This is a genomic window from Gordonia sp. NPDC003424 (assembly GCF_053588655.1).
This window is the reverse complement of the sequence record NZ_JBSFQJ010000011.1, coordinates 174,140-190,272: the sequence shown is the minus strand read 5'-3', so window position 1 is coordinate 190,272 and position 16,133 is coordinate 174,140. Positions and strand designations below refer to the sequence as shown.

Sequence of the window (16,133 nt, the reverse complement as noted above, 5' to 3'; positions counted from 1 at the left end):
GGTGGTCTGCGGGATCCGTCATCGTATCGGGCGGGTGTGACAGTTCTTGAGGGCTTGTCGGAGCGGCTTGTGGTGCTGGCTTGGGTGTGAGGTGATGGTCGAGCGGTGAACGGTCGTTTGGGGTTGGGTGGCGCCCTTCGACACGCCCTCTCGTTCCTCGCGGGCTGCTCAGGGATCGAGGTGACGGTTCGCTCGTTCCTCGAGGGGTCGGGATGAGGGCACTCGTCCCCCACGGACTCCCGAAGGACCGGAGTGACCGCCCACTCGTCCCCCGCGAACTCCTCAGACCTCGGTCTGACTCACAGCGAGGCCGAGCGTGGGCGCCAGGTCGCCCCGAATCTCCACCACGACCTCGCCGAGACCGAGCCATGCGGACATCGTGTGGAGATCGGTCGCCAGCCTCTGGGCGACCCGACGCTCGTCGCGACCCGGCTCGAGGTGCGACGCCAGGACCCGGAGCACACCACCGGGACGATCGGCCTTGAGGTCCACCCGCGCCGCGATGTCATCGCCCAGCAGATACGGCAGCACGTAGTAGCCGTGCACCCGTTTGTGTTCGGGCACATAGATTTCGATGCGGTAGTGGAAGTCGAAGAGCCGCTCGGCGCGCGGGCGGAAGAACACCAGCGGGTCGAACGGCGACAGAATGGCCGAGCGATCGACGCGGCGCGGGATCTTCGCCGACGCGTGCAGGTAGGCCGGGTCCTTCCAGCCCGCGACCGCGACACTTCTGAGTTCGCCGGCGGCTACGAGATCGTCGACGGCGGGCCGCACATCCGCCGCCTTCAGGCGGTAGTAGTCGGCGATATCCGCGATCGTCGCGACGCCGAGCGACGCGGCGGCCCGGGCGGCCAATTCCCGATGTGCGTCGACCTTGTCGACATGGGTGGTCGTGCGGTCGGCGCCGACCACGCGTTCGGTGAGGTCGTAGTGACGGACGAAGCGCTCGTTGCGCACCGCGGACAGATCCCCGGCCGCGAACATCGCCTCGCACACATGCTTGACATCGCCACGGTGCCACCAGCTTCCGGCGACACCGGGTTCGCGTTCGATGCCCAGGCGCGCCTCGATCTCCCGCGGAGTGCTCGCACCCGCGTCGGTGATGACCGCACGCACGTCGGCGGCCAGAGAGCGGTTGCGCCGCATCACCTCCCGGGTGAACTGGTATCGCCCGTCGCGGAATTCGTCTCGGCGCCAACCGAACAGCGGCCAGTCGTCGATAGGGATGAGCGCGGCCTCGTGAGCCCAGTACTCGACCAGCAGACGATCGCCGCGGCGCGGTCGCCAGGCGGCGCGGTCCAGCAGCTGCTGATCGTAAGGGCCCAGCCGGCTGAACAGTGGCATGTAGTGCGCGCGGGCGGCAATGTTGACCGAGTCCATCTGGAGCAGGCGCGTACGACCCACCACGCGTCGCAGATGCACGATCGTCGGGGTGCCGCCAGGCATGGGGTCGGTGAAACCCTGTGCGCCCAAGGCAATTCGACGTACCTGGGCAGCCGACAGATCGGGTGCGGTCATCCGTGCACGAGCGCATGCCTGACGTAGTCGACGAAGCGGTACCGAACGCCCGACGACGAGGAGAGCCACTCCCCCGACTCCGCGGCGTCCCAGGCATACGGGTCGACCTCCGGAGCGAAGGCGTCTGCTCCCTCGACGAGCATGTCGATCTCGGTGAGTCGCAGATGAGTCGCGGATTCCATTGCCGCGCTGTATATTTCCGCGCCACCCATGATCACCACGGTGTCACCGGCGATGTCGAAGGCCTCGTCGAGCCCGCCGACGACATCGGCACCCTCGGCCACGAACGTGCGTGATCGGGTGATGACGACGTTGCGGCGCCCCGGCAGCGGCCGGAATCCGAGCGGCAACGACTCCCACGTCTTGCGGCCCATGACGACGGTGTGGCCCGTGGTCAGCTCGCGGAAGTGGGCCATGTCCTCGGGCACCCGCCACGGGATGGTGTTGGCCCGACCGATCGCGCCCGCCCGGTCCTGCGCCCAGACCAGGATGATGTCTCGCCGGTTCATCGTCACTCCTCAGACCGCCACGGGCGCCTTGATGCCCGGGTGGGACTCGTAGCCCTCCACGCTGATGTCGTCGAACTCGTAGTCGAAGATCGAATCGCGTCGGCGCAGCGCCAGGGTGGGATAGGGATAGGGATCACGGGACAGCTGCAGTTGCACCTGCTCCACGTGGTTGTCGTAGATGTGGCAGTCGCCACCGGTCCAGACGAACTCGCCGACGTCGAGGCCCGCCTGCTGCGCCATCATGTGCGTGAGCAGCGCATACGAGGCGATGTTGAACGGCACCCCGAGGAACAGGTCCGCGCTGCGCTGATACAGCTGACACGACAGCTTCCCGTCGGCGACGTAGAACTGGAAGAAGGCGTGGCACGGCGGCAGGGCCATCTGCAGGATCTCCCCGACATTCCACGCCGACACGATGTTGCGCCGCGAGTCGGGATTCGTCCGCAGCAAGTCGAGCGCGGCCGAGATCTGGTCGATGTGCTCACCCGACGGGGTCGGCCAGCTGCGCCACTGGACGCCGTAGACGGGACCGAGTTCGCCGTTCTCGTCGGCCCACTCGTCCCAGATGGTCACGCCGTGCTCCTGCAGCCAGCCGACGTTGGAGTCACCGCGCAGGAACCAGAGCAACTCGTAGACGATCGACTTGAGATGCACCTTCTTGGTGGTGACCAGCGGAAATCCCTGCGCCAGGTCGTAGCGCAACTGATGCCCGAACAGACTGCGGGTACCGGTGCCGGTCCGGTCCGCCTTGGGCGTGCCGGTCTCCAGTACCAGACGCAGCAGGTCCTCGTACGGGGTCGGGATGGTCGCGGTCGACGAGTAGTCGCGGATGGCCGAACTCACGGTGTCAGTGTAGTGGGCCGGTGCGGAGATGAGACGCACATCTCCGGCGGATGTCCGGTGCCGTGGTGTACTCCGACTTCATCACCCGCCTGACCTGTCGGTGATCGGCGTCTCACAGACGGGCTCGGAGGGCGGCTGCGACGGAGAAGACGATCACCGCATCGACGGCCGGTCGCGGGCCGACACCCGCACGTGCGCCGAAGCGAGCGGCGATCCCGCCAGAATCAACCACAAGCGTTGCCGCACAACATCATTCGACGTCTCCACCGAATCGTCCGCACGTACCCGGCGGCCCTGACCACAAGGAGTCGACGCGCTGCCGCGACACCGCGTCTGGACCCCAATTGTGTTGCGCGACACCGCCGCGGACGGGCTGTGAAGTGCGTTCTGTTCATCGGGTTTTCTCAGCGTCGGGGCCTACCGTGGATAGCAACGGTCAATGGTGCCCGCAGATCGAACGACCCGACAGAAAGCTTGAATCGATATGAACGACACCGCACTCGCGACCGCTCTCATCAGCGAGATCGCATACGCCAGCACCACGGCTCCGGCCCGTGCCACCGAACTCGTCCACCTGGCCCACTTCGCCCGTCTCCCCGAGCCGGCCATCAGCGCCGCGACCGACGGCAACCGCAGCCACGCACTGGAGGAGCTCAACCTCGACCCGTACCGGGTGATCACCATCGAGGACAGCAAGGCGTCGCGCTACTACGAGGTGCGCACCTCCGAGGACCACCGCCGCGTGGTGGGGTTCTACGACGCCGAGATCGCCCGCGACGCCGCTCGCATCCTCAACACCGGAATGTTCCCGGAGGCGGCCGTCTCGGTCGGTGACGCACTTCGCTGACCCACCATCGCCGGGGATCTCCCGGTGAACGCATTACCGCCAATCCGGCCCTCAGGCCCACACCGAGTGAGACCATGTTCGCAGAACGTCTCAAAGGGGTGGTCAGGTGCCGGCGACAGTCGAGAACTTCGATGCCATCGTCGTCGGAACCCGATGCGCGGGTAACGCCGCGGCCGTCGCCCTGGCCGAACGCGGACTGAGGGTCCTCGGCATCGACGCGGCGACCTTCCCGTCGGACACGCTCTCCACGCACCTCCTCTGGCCCGCCACGATGGCCGAAATCCACGCGATCGGCGCACTGGCCCGGGTCGAGGCGATCGGCGCTCCACGGATGCCGATCGCGCAGGCCGACCTCGAGGGCATCGGATTCCAGATCGGCTACTCGCCGTACAACGGATTCGACTACGCGATGTGCGCCCGGCGAACCGCCCTCGACGACGCTTTCGTCGCGACCTCCGTCGCCGCCGGCGCCGACATCAGGCCCGGCTGCCGCGCCACCGAACTCATCCATGAGCGTGGCCGGGTGGCCGGCGTCCGCTATGTCGAGACGTCGGGCGTCGAACGAGACGTCCATGCGCCGTTGATCATCGGCGCCGACGGCCGCAAGAGCCTCGTCGCCGCACAGGTGCACGCCACCGAGCCGTACCGCTCGCGCCCGAGCGGACGCGCCTGCTATTTCGCCTACTGGAGTGATCCCCGGCCCGACCTGCGGCACATCGCCGCCCAGTGGCGCGTCGGCGGCCTGCTCGGCACCGCATTCCCCTGCGACCGCGGCGATGTCCTGTGCCTGCTCCAGCCGCCGGTCGGCGTGGCACCGGAGTTCAAGGGCCGCAAGGCCAAAGATGCGTACCTGCGCGGCATCGAGGCGATCCCGGGATTGGCCGAGCGACTCGTCGGCGCCGAGCTGAAGTCGACGGTTCGCGCGTGCACCGGCATGGAGTCGTATTTCCGGCACTCGGCCGGGCCGGGGTGGGCGCTCGCCGGTGACGCGGGGCACTTCAAGGATCCGGTGACCGCACAAGGCATTCGGGACGCCCTGCGGTACGGTCGCCTGCTCGGCGAGGCCGTCGCACCGATCCTCGGCGCCCTCGGACCCGTCAACTTGGCCGCACTCGACGCGGCGACTCGCGGCTGGGCCCGACAACGCGAAATCGACTGTCTCGAGATCTATCAGTGGACCAACCTGCTGGCCGCCGGGGAGCCGCCGACCCCGATCGAGTACGAGCTGTATCGCCGGGCCGCAGCCGATCCCGAGTACGCGAACATCTTCACCGATGTGTTCTCGCGTACCCGTCGGCCCGCCGACATGACCCGACTCGGGCCTGTGTTGGGGATGACCGCTCGCGCGTTCCGACGGCCGGACAACTCCGGACGCGCGGTGCTCGCCGACCTGGTCGAACAAGGCCGTCGGACAACGTCACATTGGGTTGAACGACAACGGGTTACCCGATCTCGGGGCTGACTACTTGCCCACCGCCGCCAGATCCTGCTGATCGATCGTCGCGAACGGGGTGTGGGTCGACGGGTCCACGATGTCGTTGAGATGGTCGGCGATCAGCTCGGGAGTGAGTTCGGTGCTGGCGAATCCCTTGTTGAAACCGAGGACCAGGCGTTGCACCTCGCCGCCCTGCGCCTGGAAAACTTCGCCGTTCACCGCGCACCGGTCACTGGCGAGGTAGGCGAACACGGGGCTGACCAGTGAGGTGGGCAGGTTGTCGCGCATGAACTGCTTGAACTCCTCGGGCAGGTCGGCCTCGTCGGACATCCGGGTCGCAGCCGTCGGCGCGACGGCGTTGACCTTGATGCCCACCGGCTCACCTTCGAAGGCGAGGGTCCGGGTGAAGGCGAAGATCGCTCCTTTCGCCGCGACGTAGGGCGTCTGCTCGGGGAAGCCGATGAGTGTCGGCGACGTCGTGTTGACGACACGCCCCGACCCGCTCTCGACCAGATGCGGCCACGCCGCCGCGGTGACACCGGCGGTCCCGAAGAAGTGCACGTCCATGTGCTTGCGGATGGCCGCCATCACATCACCTTCGAACGGGTGAACCTGGTTGATCCCCGCATTGTTGATGAGGATGTCGAGCCGTCCGAACTCGTCGATCGCCGTCCGTACGATCCGCTCGGGATGCTCGGTCACCGAATCGAAGTTCGCGACCGCCCGCCCACCTGCCTCGACGATCTCGGCAACCGTCTCTTCGGCCGGGCCGTGGCTGGCCCCGGTACCCGTCGCGGTTCCGCCGAGATCGTTGATCACCACGGCAGCCCCCCGCGCGGCCAGGTACTTGGCGTGCGCGGCACCCAGACCCCGGCCCGAGCCGGTCACGATCGCTACTTTGTTGTCGAATGTCAGCATGTGCCGAGGGTCACACGGCGGTCGTGACCAGCCCAGAGGGATTATCGGTGAGCGAGAAGGAAACTCGGGGTCCGATCAGTCCATCAGACCGGCGGCGAGTGTCGCACCCAGATCCCAGCACGCCTCCAGGTCGGACTTCGCCGGAGCCCCGGACACCACCACGTACTCGGCGGCCTTCACCCAGCCGAGACCGGTGGTGATGGAGTCGACCGCCTTCTGGGCTCCTTCAGTCCCCTCGTTGCCGTGCAGGTACAGCCCGAACGGCCGTCCCCTAGTGGAGTCGAGGCACGGGTAGTAGAAGGTGTCGAAGGCGTGCTTGAGCGCACCCGAGATGTATCCGAGGTTCGCGGGCGAACCGAGCAGGTAGCCGTCGGCCGCCAGCACGTCGCTCGCGGTCACCGACAGCGCCGCCCGGCGCACCACGTCGACCCCCTCGATCTCCGGGTCGGTGGCGCCGGAGATCGCCGCCTCGAACATCGCCTGACAGTGCGGCGACGGCGTGTGGTGGATGACCAGCAGCGTGCTCATGAGTCCCGCCCGTGAAACTGGGCAACCGCCCGTTTCATCATCTGCCGTGCGCGGCTGCGGTCGCCGGCGTAGTCGTACGCGCGGGCGATCCGATAGGTGTTGTGCCAGTCGTCGGGGTCGGTTTCCCACTCCTGCTTGACCTGCGCGAACAGCTCGTCGGCGGCATCGCGCTCGATACGGCCGGACGCCCGCCGCGGCAACGCCGACACGTCGAGCTCGCGGCCCTCCTCGACCATGATGCGAGCAAGTCTCTGGTGTTCGATACCCGCGCGCAGGGTCGCGTAGATCATCCACGCGCCGATGAACGGCAAGATCAGCACGCCGATGCCGATGCCGATGCCCGCGACAGTGCCCGACGAGATGAGCGTGACGCCGCGCCAGCCGAGGATGGCGAAGTAGACGATCATCGCGACGACGAGGAAGCCGATCATCCAGACGATCGGCCGTGAGTCGCGATTGTTGTGGTCCTTGGTGCGGGCCACTAGAGGTCCATCAGTTCTTCCAGGCCGACGGTCAGGCCGGGCCGTGCGCCGATCGCGCGGACACCGAGCAGCACACCGGGTGCGAACGAGGTGCGGTCGAGTGAGTCGTGGCGGATGGTGAGCGTCTCGCCCTCGGTGCCGAGCAGCACCTCCTGATGCGCGACCAGCCCCGCCAGGCGCACCGAGTGCACGTGGACGCCGTCGACAACAGCCCCCCGAGCACCGTCGAGTTCCTCGCTGGTCGCGTCCGGACCCGGACCGACACCGGCGTTCGCCCGGGCCTCCGCGATCAATCGGGCGGTCCGATACGCCGTGCCCGACGGGGCGTCGGCCTTGTGCGGGTGATGCAGTTCGATGACCTCGACCGAGTCGTAGAACCGGGCCGCCTGCGCCGCGAAGCGCATCATCAGCACCGCACCGATGGCGAAGTTCGGCGCGATCAGCACCCCGACGCCGGGATTGTCGGCCAGCCAGCCCCGCACCTGGGCGAGCCGTTCCTCGGTGAAGCCGGTGGTGCCGACCACCGCGTGAATCCCGTTGCGGATCAAGAACTCCAGGTTGCCCATCACCACGCCGGGGTGGGTGAAGTCCACGACGACGGAGGTGTCGGCGGCGACGAAGTTCTCCAGCGGGTCGTCCTTGTCGACGCCGACGCTGAAGGTCAGATCGTCGGCGGCCTCGACCGCGGCGACGATCGCCTGCCCGACCTTGCCGTTGCTGCCGAGCACGCCCACCCGGATCTCACCTGACATCGTTTCGAACATCCCTTCATCTCGGCCGGTCCGGCCCCCGAGTCTATTCGTCCGTGCCACTCAGAAGATCGGCGCACCGCCACGACGATGCTCGAACACGAGTGAGGTCGTGGTGCCGGCCACCTCGGGACGGGCGTTGAGCGTCTCGACGAACTCGCGCAGCGCGTCGGTGTCGGCGGTGGCCACGTGCAGCAGGTAGTCGTCGGCGCCGGACAGGAAGAAGACGTCGATCACCGCGTCCTGCCGTTCGATCTCGCCGACGAACCGGCGGATCTGTCCGCGGGCGTCGGACTGCAGGCTGACCGCCACCATCGCGCGCAGGGGTCGCCCCACGGCCGCCGGATCGACGTCGGCGAAGTAGCCGCGGATCACCCCGAGATCACCGAGGCGACGGATCCGGCCGTGGCAGGTCGAGGCCGCGATTCCCGCCCGCGCCGCGAGTTCGCTGTTGGGCATGCGGGCATCGGTCTGAAGGAGCCGTAACAGGACTCGGTCGGTCTCGTCGAGCATCGGTTCTGCGCTTCGAACATCCTTCGGTTGAACCGCCATCAGAAGACTCCATTTCGAATAATTACTGCCTGATCACCCATCATAGAGAATTATCTACACAGTTATTGCGCATATTTCGACGTTCCTTCATCCTTGATGTCAGCGCAGTGTTGCGAATCACGTCTGAAGTCCACATCCCGAACTCCCCAGGAGCACCCGTCATGCGTATCGGCATCCCCACCGAGATCAAGAACCACGAGTACCGCGTCGCCATCACCCCGGCCGGTGTCGCCGAACTGCACGACCGTGGCCACGAGGTCGTCATCCAGGCCGGTGCCGGCGAGGGCTCCTCCTTCCACGACATCGACTACAAAGAGGCCGGCGCGCAGATCCTGTCCACCGCCGAGCAGGTGTGGGAACAGGCCGACATGATCCTCAAGGTCAAGGAGCCCATCGCCTCCGAATACGCGCTCATGCGCGAGGGCCAGACCCTGTTCACCTACCTGCACCTGGCGGCCAGCCGTCCGTGCACCGAAGCGCTGCTCGCCTCGAAGACCACCTCCATCGCCTACGAGACCGTGCGCGCCGCCGACGGCTCGCTGCCGCTGCTGGCCCCGATGAGCGAGGTTGCCGGACGTCTCGCCCCGCAGGTCGGCGCCTACCACCTGATGAAGTCCGAGGGTGGTCGCGGTGTGCTGATGGGCGGTGTCCCGGGCACCGAGCCGGCCAACGTCGTGGTGATCGGCGGCGGTGTCAGCGGCGTGAACGCGGCGACCATCGCGGTCGGCATGGGCGCCCAGGTCACCGTGTTCGACCTCGACATCGCCAAGCTGCGCGCCGTCGACGCGCGTTTCAACGGCCGCGTCCACACCCGCTACAGCACGTCGCTGGCCCTCGCCGAGGCGGTCCGCGAGGCCGACCTGGTGATCGGCGCCGTCCTGGTGCCCGGCGCCAAGGCCCCCGTGCTGGTCTCGAATGACCTTGTGTCGCAGATGAAGCCGGGTGCGGTCCTGGTCGACATCGCGATCGATCAGGGTGGCTGCTTCGAGGACAGCCGCCCGACCACCCACGACGACCCCACCTTTACCGTCCACGACACCGTCTTCTACTGCGTCGCGAACATGCCCGGCACCGTCGCCCGGACCTCGACGATGGCGCTGACCGGCGCGACGCTGCCGTACGTGCTGCGCCTGGCCGATCAGGGCTGGGAGCAGGCCTGCCGCACCGACGCCTCGCTCGCCGCCGGCCTGTCGACCCACGACGGCAAGCTCTTCACGCCGGAGGTCGGTGCCGCACTGGATATCCCGGTCGCACCGCTGCCGTTCTGAGCGACTAGCTTTCCTTGCCCCCGCCGGGCGTGCGCAGATCCTTCGCGCACGCCCGGCGGAAATTCGTAAGGCTCTTCCGACGATCGCCGGTCAGCGGCGGCGGACCCACCAGATCATCCAGCCGATCAGCAGGACCACCGCCCCGGCCGCCACCGACCGCCAGGGCAGGGTGACCGCCAGCAGCACACACCCGACGATCCCGGCCACCGCGACCGCCCGGGCGGGGATTCGGCCACCCAGCGTCCACGCCGACGCGTTGGCGATCGCGTAGTACACCAGAATCGTGAATGCGGAGAACCCGATCGCACCCCTGATGTCGCCGAACGCCACCAGAACGGCGATCAGCAGTCCGACGACCATCTCGGCATGCTGCGGGACGACGCGCTGATCCGATCGGGTGCTCAACGTGGCCAGATACGAGGGCAGGTGACCGTCGCGCGCCATGGCCAGCGTCGTGCGCGAGACACCCAGCACCAACGACACCAGAGCGCCGAGGGCCGCTAGTACCGCGATCACCGCGACCGTCACCTGAAGCCACGTCCACCCGAGGAGCCGGACCGCGTCGGCCAGCGGTGCATCCGACGACGACAGGCGGTCGATACCGAGCGTCGCCACGAGCGTCGCGCCGACGATGGTGTAGACGATCATCGTGCCCGCGACCGCGACGAGCACCGCCCGCGGAATCACCCGTGCCGGGTCGCGGACCTCCTCCCCCAACGTGGTGATGCGTGCGTACCCGGCGAAGGCGAAGAACATGAGCGCGGCCGCCTGGGGGACGCCCCACCACGAGTGGTCGCCGAACGTGGCGAGCTGGGTCGCCGTCGCCGCGCCGCGGGACCACAGCACGGCCACCGCGACCGCCAGCCCGCACACGACGACGGCGACGATGGCCCGGCTCAAACGCGCGGATTTCTCGACGCCCCACAGGTTCACCGCGGTCACCAGCAGCACGGCCGCGACGGCCACCAGATGCATCTCGCGAGGCCAGAGGTAGGCGCCGACGGTCAGCGCCATCGCCGCACACGACGCCGTCTTGCCGACGACGAACGCCCACCCGGCGAGGTAGCCCCAGACGTCCCCGAGCCGTTCCCGGCCGTACACGTAGGTGCCACCGGATGCCGGGTAGCGCGCGGCGAGTCGGGCCGACGAGTACGCATTCGCAGCGGCCACCGATCCGGCGAGCAGCAGGGCGACGCCCAGGGCCGCGGCCGACCCGGCCGACCCTGCGGCCGGCGCCCACACGACGAAGACTCCGGCCCCGATCATCGCCGCGAGGCCAACGACGACGGCGTCGAGGAGTCCGAGTCTGCGGGTCAGTTCTGTCGGCATGGTGCCAGACGATAGGGCCCGCAGGTGATCACCAGGTGAACGACGAGGTCCCCCGACGACGCCCGCGGTAGGTGAAGCGCCGTTCGGTGATGTCTCCGTGGCCGTCTCGGCCCAACCTCAACACCGTCGAGGCACGGGTGCCGTAACCGCGCATGGTCACGAAGATCGGCGAGAGATCCTGCTCCCGCTCGGCGGGCACCCCGGTGTCGGGCAGCCGGTCCACCGTCGGCCGTGCCCGGTCGCTCAGCAGGTCGAGATACGGCTCCACCGGCGCTCCGGGCCGATCCTCGGCCACGATCGCGGCCAGTGCCTCGCACCCGTCGGTCACCTTGGGCCAGGCGCTGTCGAGGACACCGTTGGACAGGCCGTGCACACCCGGTTCGACCCGCCGTGCGGCGGGCTCCGGAAAGTTGGTCGCCCACCACATCTCGCCGTCGTCGGCGACGAGCAGGTTCGCCGGTGCATACTCGTCGGCCAGATCGCACAGCCGCTGCGCCGCCTGCGCCGGAGTGGCGGTTCCGGTCAGAAAGTCGACCGGCAACTCGCCGCGCGACCGGGGCCCGGGTCCGGCCGGGACACCGTCGCGCACATTGGTGACCATCGCCACCCGTGTCGGCCGATCGGCGTGGACGCCCATCCAGGTGCCGCCGGCCTCCGCATCCCGACCACCGATGATCGGCAGGTCGCCCCAGCGCCCCAACGCCCGGGTGCGGCGCCGATAGAACTCGTCACGGTTGGCGGCCACGACCAGCGCGAAATCCGGATGCAAATCGTACGCGAACAGGATGAGGCACATGATGATTCGCGCTATCGCGCTTGCTCGGTCACGGACAGGTAGTGGCTCATGTTCGTCATCCGCCGCTGGACGCCGGTGATCTCGCGCACCGCCTGCGCCACCAGGCTCCGGTCGAGCGGGGACAGGCGCTTCATGTTCAGGACATCGCTGACCTGTTCGCCCCGATCGAACTGTGCCACTTGATATGTCAGCCGCACCCGCTGCAGGACGTCGAACACCTCGACGAGCGTCGCAGCGGAATCGGCGGACATCATCGGGCTGCCCGCGGCGGCCATCAGGCGCCCGCGGGTGCCGAGTTCGGTGGACCGCACCGACAACGCCGCCCAGCGCGCGATGTTCACCAGGGGCGTCAAGGCGTGGTGTTTGATGTCGAAGGTGCCGCCCCGGCGGGTGAGGACGTCGCGCATCGACCGCAGTCTCGCCTTGTGCGACAACGACTCCTGCAACAACAGGCCCAGCGTGCCGGGGTGTCCGCGGAGATCGCCGAACACCTCGCCGACCGCCGACAAGCCCTGATCGCCCCAGATCGGTCGACCGTCGAGCAACAGCGACGTGAAGATCATGCCCTTGTTCTCCAGCGGCGCGTCCAGCCACTGCTGCGCGGCCGACCGCCACTGCGCGTGGGTGCGGGCGAACAACGGCATCGACGCGATCGCCCCGTTGGTGTCGATCGCCATTCCCGCGCGCCGCAGGACGTCGTCGACCTCCGCGAAGACCGTTCGGTACGCAGCGATCTGCTCATCGGCGACGGCGTCGTCGAAGGTCACCGCCGAGTCGACGTCGGAGGTCAGGACCGGCTCGCGACGCGCATTGCTGCCCAGCGACAACCACGTCAGCGCGGCGGGATCGAGATCGGGGTGACGGCGCAGCGTGAGCTCCAGTGACCGGCGCACGATCGCGTCGTTGACCAGTGACGCGATGGCCGTCACCTCGTGCACGGGCTGCCCCCGCCGCACCAGGTCGGCCACCAGGTACGGCACCCGCCCACCGCTCGCGACGAGGTCCTCTACGGTGGCGGCACGAGATATCTGCCGACGCAGCGACATGGACGGACCTGCCGGTGCGGCAATGAAATCCGCGGGTCCCACGGCGCCGATCACGGCGCCGGAGGGATCGAGCACGGGCACCGCGGCGAGATCGTGATCGAGGATCTCGGTGAGCGCGTCCGCGGCGGCCGTCCCGCGATAGACGACGCGGGCCGGGGTGTCCACCACGTCGGACAGTGCGGTGTCCAGCGAACGCCCCGCGGCGACCACCCGTGCGCGGATGTCGGCATCGGTGACGACGCGATAGCCGTCGTCGCGGGCGAAGATGACGTACTCCTGCCGGCGGTCGGTCATCAGGCGTGCCGCCTCGGCGACCGTCATGTCCGGCGCACCGATCACCGGTGCGCTCGCGATGAGGTGGTCGACCGTGCCGTGCGCGGGTCCGGGCGCGTCGCGGCGACGGGGAACGGTCAGCTTGTCGGCGACGAACTCGGCGCCCCGGACGCTGGAGAACAGCGACCGCGCGGCGTCGCCGGGGATCAGGCAGACGGTGGCCGGACCCGCCGCCACCGCCCGTGGTCCCACCAAGGACTTCGTCAGCAGCGACGAGTAGCCGAAAACACCGCCGGGGCCCAGGGTTTCATCTGCCTCGCCCTGGTCGGGGCCGATGTTGAAGAGTTCGACCTGGCCGGCGACGACCGCGTACATGACGTCGGACGGCGTGACGAAACCATCAAAGATGGTTGCACCGGAATCGAATTCGATCATCTCGCCGGATTCCACCAGGCGAACGAACTCGTCATCGGAGACGGAATCGAAGGGCGCGTGACGGCGCAGATGATCCCACGACGGCGGAGCGCTCATCGATGATCCTTTGCCGGTAGAGGTGAACGGGTGGTCAGACTCCGAATGTACGGCCTGGCCGACACCGAGGCGAGCACGCATGCGACCTCACCGTGGTCGCCTGCAGACACGTGACCCGCCCCCGGGAGATTCCGGGAGCGGGTCAGGTGAGTGATCCGTGGGATCAGGCGTCCGCGGTGGCCTTCTCCGCGGCTGCGCCGGCGGCGGCCTCCTCGTCGACCGGGACGAGGCTGATCTTGCCGCGGTCGTCGATGTCGGCGATCTCCACGCGGAGCTTGGAGCCGACGCTCACGACGTCCTCGACCTTGTTGATCCGCTTGCCCTTGCCGAGCTTGGAGATGTGCACCAGACCGTCGCGGCCCGGCAGCAGCGAGACGAACGCGCCGAACGCGGTGGTCTTGACCACGGTGCCGAGGAACCGCTCGCCCACCTTGGGGAGCTGCGGGTTGGCGATCGCGTTGACCCGGTCGATGGCGGCCTGCGCCGACGGCCCGTCGGCCGCGCCGACGAACACGGTGCCGTCGTCCTCGATCGAGATGTTGGCGCCGGTCTCCTCGGTGATGCCGTTGATCGTCTTGCCCTTGGGGCCGATCAGCTCGCCGATCTTGTCCACCGGGATCTTGATGGTGGTGATCCGCGGCGCGTACGGGCTCATCTCGTCCGGCTCGTCGATGGCCTCGGCCATCACGTCCAGGATGGTCAGGCGCGCGTCCTTGGCCTGGCTCAACGCACCGGCCAGCACCTGGCTCGGGATGCCGTCGAGCTTGGTGTCGAGCTGCAGCGCGGTGACGAAGTCCTTGGTACCGGCGACCTTGAAGTCCATGTCGCCGAAGGCATCCTCGGCACCCAGGATGTCGGTGAGGGCGACGTAGCGCATCTCACCGTCGACCTCGTCGGAGACCAGACCCATGGCGATGCCGGCGACCGGGGCGCGCAGCGGCACACCGGCGTTGAGCAGCGACATGGTCGAAGCGCAGACCGAGCCCATCGACGTGGAACCGTTGGAGCCCAACGCTTCCGACACCTGACGGATCGCGTACGGGAAGTCCTCGACGCTCGGGATGACCGGTGCGAGGGCACGCTCGGCGAGCGCACCGTGGCCGATCTCGCGGCGCTTGGGCGACCCGACGCGGCCGGTCTCACCGGTCGAGAACGGCGGGAAGTTGTAATGGTGCATGTAGCGCTTGGAGGTGTCGGGGCCGAGCGAATCGATCTGCTGGGCCATCTTGACCATGTCGAGGGTGGTGACGCCCAGGATCTGGGTCTCGCCGCGCTCGAACAGGGCGCTACCGTGCGCCCGCGGGATGATCGCGACCTCGGCCGACAACGACCGGATGTCGGTGATGCCGCGGCCGTCGATGCGGAAGTGGTCGGTCAGGATCCGCTGTCGCACCAGCTTCTTGGTCAGCGAGCGGTAGGCCGCGCCGATCTCCTTCTCGCGGCCCTCGAACTGCTCGCCGAGCTGATCGAGGATGTCGCCCTTCAGCTCGTCGGTCCGCTCGTCGCGCTCCTGCTTGCCGGCGATGGTGAGGATCTCCGAGAGGCGATCGGTCGCGGCACCGGCGACGGCGTCGTAGGCGTCGGAGGCATACGGCGGGAACAGCGGGAACTCGCCGGTCTCCTTGGCCGCGGCCGCCGCGAGCGACTTCTGCGCTTCGCAGAGTCGGGCGATGAACGGCTTGGCGGCTTCGAGGCCCTCGGCGACGATCGCCTCGGTCGGCGCCTGCGCGCCGCCGGCGATGATGTCGATGACGTTCTCGGTGGCCTCGGCCTCGACCATCATGATCGCGACATCGGCGCCATCACCTTCACCGGAGACGATCCGGCCGGCGACGACCATGTCGAAGACCGCACCCTCGAGCTGCTCGACGGTCGGGAACGCGACCCACTGGCCCGCCCGGTTCTCCTCGGTCGGGATGAGCGCGACCCGCACGGCACCGACGGGGCCGGAGAACGGCAGGCCGGCGAGTTGGGTGGAGGCAGACGCCGCGTTGATCGCGACGACGTCGTAGAGGTCCTTGGGGTCGAGCGACAGCACGGTCACGACGACCTGGATCTCGTTGCGCAGGCCGTCGACGAAGGACGGGCGCAGCGGCCGGTCGATGAGGCGGCAGGTGAGGATCGCGTCGGTGGACGGACGGCCCTCGCGGCGGAAGAACGAGCCGGGGATGCGGCCCGCGGCGTACATCCGCTCCTCGACGTCGACGGTCAGCGGGAAGAAGTCGAAGTGCTCCTTGGGCTGCTTGGACGCGGTGGTGGTCGACAGGAGCATGGACTCCTCGTCGAGGTAGGCGGTCACCGAGCCCGCGGCCTGCAGGGCGAGGCGTCCGGTCTCGAAACGGATGGTGCGGGTGCCGAAGCTCCCGTTGTCGATGATGGCGGTCGCCTCGGTGACGGCGTCGTCGTAGTCGGCAGAATCGATGTCCTGCTCAGTGGTCACATCTGTCATGTGAGAGTTGAAATCCCTTCATATCAGCCGCCACGTCGGCGACTGCGGTGGTGGAGCGGG

Annotated in this window: 15 protein-coding genes; 3 read left to right on the top strand and 12 right to left on the bottom strand. The window is 68.2% G+C overall.

Annotated features, from left to right (window positions below; genetic code table 11):
* Nucleotides 1-282: 282 nt before the first annotated feature.
* Genes ACWDTI_RS17505 through ACWDTI_RS17495 form a run of 3 tightly spaced genes read right to left on the bottom strand, consistent with a single transcriptional unit; the run spans nucleotide 283 to nucleotide 2,870 of the window.
* Nucleotides 283-1,518: a winged helix-turn-helix domain-containing protein gene (locus ACWDTI_RS17505; protein ID WP_449739372.1), complete on the bottom strand. Its 1,236-nt coding sequence runs from the start codon at nucleotides 1,516-1,518 to the stop codon at nucleotides 283-285.
* Nucleotides 1,515-2,027 carry a dihydrofolate reductase gene (locus ACWDTI_RS17500; protein ID WP_449739371.1) on the bottom strand — a complete coding sequence of 171 codons (513 nt, stop codon included), beginning with the start codon at nucleotides 2,025-2,027 and terminating at the stop codon, nucleotides 1,515-1,517. The genes ACWDTI_RS17505 and ACWDTI_RS17500 overlap by 4 nt, the downstream gene beginning before the upstream one ends.
* A 9-nt stretch (nucleotides 2,028-2,036) precedes the next feature.
* Nucleotides 2,037-2,870 carry a thymidylate synthase gene (locus tag ACWDTI_RS17495; protein WP_449739370.1) on the bottom strand — a complete coding sequence of 278 codons (834 nt, stop codon included), beginning with the start codon at nucleotides 2,868-2,870 and terminating at the stop codon, nucleotides 2,037-2,039.
* Nucleotides 2,871-3,354: 484 nt separating this feature from the next.
* On the opposite strand from ACWDTI_RS17495, the gene ACWDTI_RS17490 reads away from it, so the two are divergent.
* Together ACWDTI_RS17490 and ACWDTI_RS17485 are read left to right on the top strand one after the other, a co-directional pair.
* Nucleotides 3,355-3,717: a hypothetical protein gene (locus ACWDTI_RS17490; protein WP_449739369.1), complete on the top strand. Its 363-nt coding sequence runs from the start codon at nucleotides 3,355-3,357 to the stop codon at nucleotides 3,715-3,717.
* A 106-nt stretch (nucleotides 3,718-3,823) separates the two neighbouring features.
* Complete coding sequence (locus tag ACWDTI_RS17485) at nucleotides 3,824-5,179, top strand: NAD(P)/FAD-dependent oxidoreductase (protein ID WP_449739368.1); 1,356 nt, start codon at nucleotides 3,824-3,826, stop codon at nucleotides 5,177-5,179.
* Here ACWDTI_RS17485 and ACWDTI_RS17480 read toward each other — a convergent pair whose 3' ends face one another.
* The 5 genes from ACWDTI_RS17480 to ACWDTI_RS17460 all read right to left on the bottom strand — a co-directional run bounded on the left by ACWDTI_RS17480 (nucleotide 5,180) and on the right by ACWDTI_RS17460 (nucleotide 8,381).
* The gene (locus tag ACWDTI_RS17480) at nucleotides 5,180-6,070 is read right to left on the bottom strand and encodes an SDR family NAD(P)-dependent oxidoreductase (RefSeq protein ID WP_449739367.1); all 891 of its coding nucleotides are present in this window, start codon (nucleotides 6,068-6,070) and stop codon (nucleotides 5,180-5,182) included. It lies immediately after the preceding gene.
* Nucleotides 6,071-6,145: 75 nt separating this feature from the next.
* Nucleotides 6,146-6,598 carry a flavodoxin family protein gene (locus tag ACWDTI_RS17475; protein WP_449739366.1) on the bottom strand — a complete coding sequence of 151 codons (453 nt, stop codon included), beginning with the start codon at nucleotides 6,596-6,598 and terminating at the stop codon, nucleotides 6,146-6,148.
* Complete coding sequence (locus ACWDTI_RS17470; protein ID WP_449739382.1) at nucleotides 6,595-7,029, bottom strand: hypothetical protein; 435 nt, start codon at nucleotides 7,027-7,029, stop codon at nucleotides 6,595-6,597. The genes ACWDTI_RS17475 and ACWDTI_RS17470 overlap by 4 nt, the downstream gene beginning before the upstream one ends.
* 50 nt (nucleotides 7,030-7,079) lie before the next feature.
* Nucleotides 7,080-7,832 (bottom strand): 4-hydroxy-tetrahydrodipicolinate reductase, encoded by a 753-nt coding sequence (gene dapB / locus ACWDTI_RS17465; RefSeq protein ID WP_449739365.1) that lies wholly within the window; start codon nucleotides 7,830-7,832, stop codon nucleotides 7,080-7,082.
* A gap of 60 nt (nucleotides 7,833-7,892) precedes the next feature.
* On the bottom strand, nucleotides 7,893-8,381 hold the full coding sequence (locus tag ACWDTI_RS17460; RefSeq protein WP_449739364.1) for an Lrp/AsnC family transcriptional regulator: 489 nt from the start codon (nucleotides 8,379-8,381) through the stop codon (nucleotides 7,893-7,895).
* Between the two features lie 161 nt (nucleotides 8,382-8,542).
* Between ACWDTI_RS17460 and ald the strand changes: the two genes are divergently transcribed.
* A complete protein-coding gene (gene ald / locus ACWDTI_RS17455; RefSeq protein ID WP_449739363.1) occupies nucleotides 8,543-9,649 on the top strand; it encodes an alanine dehydrogenase in 1,107 nt (368 codons plus the stop codon).
* A 90-nt stretch (nucleotides 9,650-9,739) separates the two neighbouring features.
* On the opposite strand, the gene ACWDTI_RS17450 is transcribed toward ald, so the two are convergent.
* From ACWDTI_RS17450 to ACWDTI_RS17435, 4 genes are all read right to left on the bottom strand, one after another.
* Complete coding sequence (locus ACWDTI_RS17450; RefSeq protein ID WP_449739362.1) at nucleotides 9,740-10,978, bottom strand: APC family permease; 1,239 nt, start codon at nucleotides 10,976-10,978, stop codon at nucleotides 9,740-9,742.
* Nucleotides 10,979-11,006: 28 nt separating this feature from the next.
* A complete protein-coding gene (locus ACWDTI_RS17445; protein ID WP_449739361.1) occupies nucleotides 11,007-11,774 on the bottom strand; it encodes an NRDE family protein in 768 nt (255 codons plus the stop codon).
* A gap of 11 nt (nucleotides 11,775-11,785) precedes the next feature.
* Entirely contained in the window at nucleotides 11,786-13,624 is a 1,839-nt protein-coding gene (locus tag ACWDTI_RS17440; RefSeq protein ID WP_449739360.1) for a putative nucleotidyltransferase substrate binding domain-containing protein, read from the bottom strand.
* Nucleotides 13,625-13,787: 163 nt separating this feature from the next.
* A complete protein-coding gene (locus tag ACWDTI_RS17435) occupies nucleotides 13,788-16,073 on the bottom strand; it encodes a polyribonucleotide nucleotidyltransferase (RefSeq protein ID WP_449739359.1) in 2,286 nt (761 codons plus the stop codon).
* Between the last annotated feature and the right edge of the window lie 60 nt (nucleotides 16,074-16,133).

Excerpts from the sequence above, each read along its gene's own strand:
- ACWDTI_RS17505 (WP_449739372.1), bottom strand. The coding sequence starts at position 1,518 with ATGACCGCACCCGATCTGTCGGCTGCCCAGGTACGTCGAATTGCCTTG.
- ACWDTI_RS17500 (WP_449739371.1), bottom strand. The coding sequence starts at position 2,027 with ATGAACCGGCGAGACATCATCCTGGTCTGGGCGCAGGACCGGGCGGGC.
- ACWDTI_RS17490 (WP_449739369.1), top strand. The coding sequence starts at position 3,355 with ATGAACGACACCGCACTCGCGACCGCTCTCATCAGCGAGATCGCATAC.
- ACWDTI_RS17480 (WP_449739367.1), bottom strand. The coding sequence starts at position 6,070 with ATGCTGACATTCGACAACAAAGTAGCGATCGTGACCGGCTCGGGCCGG.
- ACWDTI_RS17475 (WP_449739366.1), bottom strand. The coding sequence starts at position 6,598 with ATGAGCACGCTGCTGGTCATCCACCACACGCCGTCGCCGCACTGTCAG.
- ACWDTI_RS17470 (WP_449739382.1), bottom strand. The coding sequence starts at position 7,029 with ATGATCGGCTTCCTCGTCGTCGCGATGATCGTCTACTTCGCCATCCTC.
- dapB (WP_449739365.1), bottom strand. The coding sequence starts at position 7,832 with ATGTCAGGTGAGATCCGGGTGGGCGTGCTCGGCAGCAACGGCAAGGTC.
- ACWDTI_RS17460 (WP_449739364.1), bottom strand. The coding sequence starts at position 8,381 with ATGGCGGTTCAACCGAAGGATGTTCGAAGCGCAGAACCGATGCTCGAC.
- ald (WP_449739363.1), top strand. The coding sequence starts at position 8,543 with ATGCGTATCGGCATCCCCACCGAGATCAAGAACCACGAGTACCGCGTC.
- ACWDTI_RS17450 (WP_449739362.1), bottom strand. The coding sequence starts at position 10,978 with ATGCCGACAGAACTGACCCGCAGACTCGGACTCCTCGACGCCGTCGTC.
- ACWDTI_RS17445 (WP_449739361.1), bottom strand. The coding sequence starts at position 11,774 with ATGTGCCTCATCCTGTTCGCGTACGATTTGCATCCGGATTTCGCGCTG.
- ACWDTI_RS17440 (WP_449739360.1), bottom strand. The coding sequence starts at position 13,624 with ATGAGCGCTCCGCCGTCGTGGGATCATCTGCGCCGTCACGCGCCCTTC.
- ACWDTI_RS17435 (WP_449739359.1), bottom strand. The coding sequence starts at position 16,073 with ATGACAGATGTGACCACTGAGCAGGACATCGATTCTGCCGACTACGAC.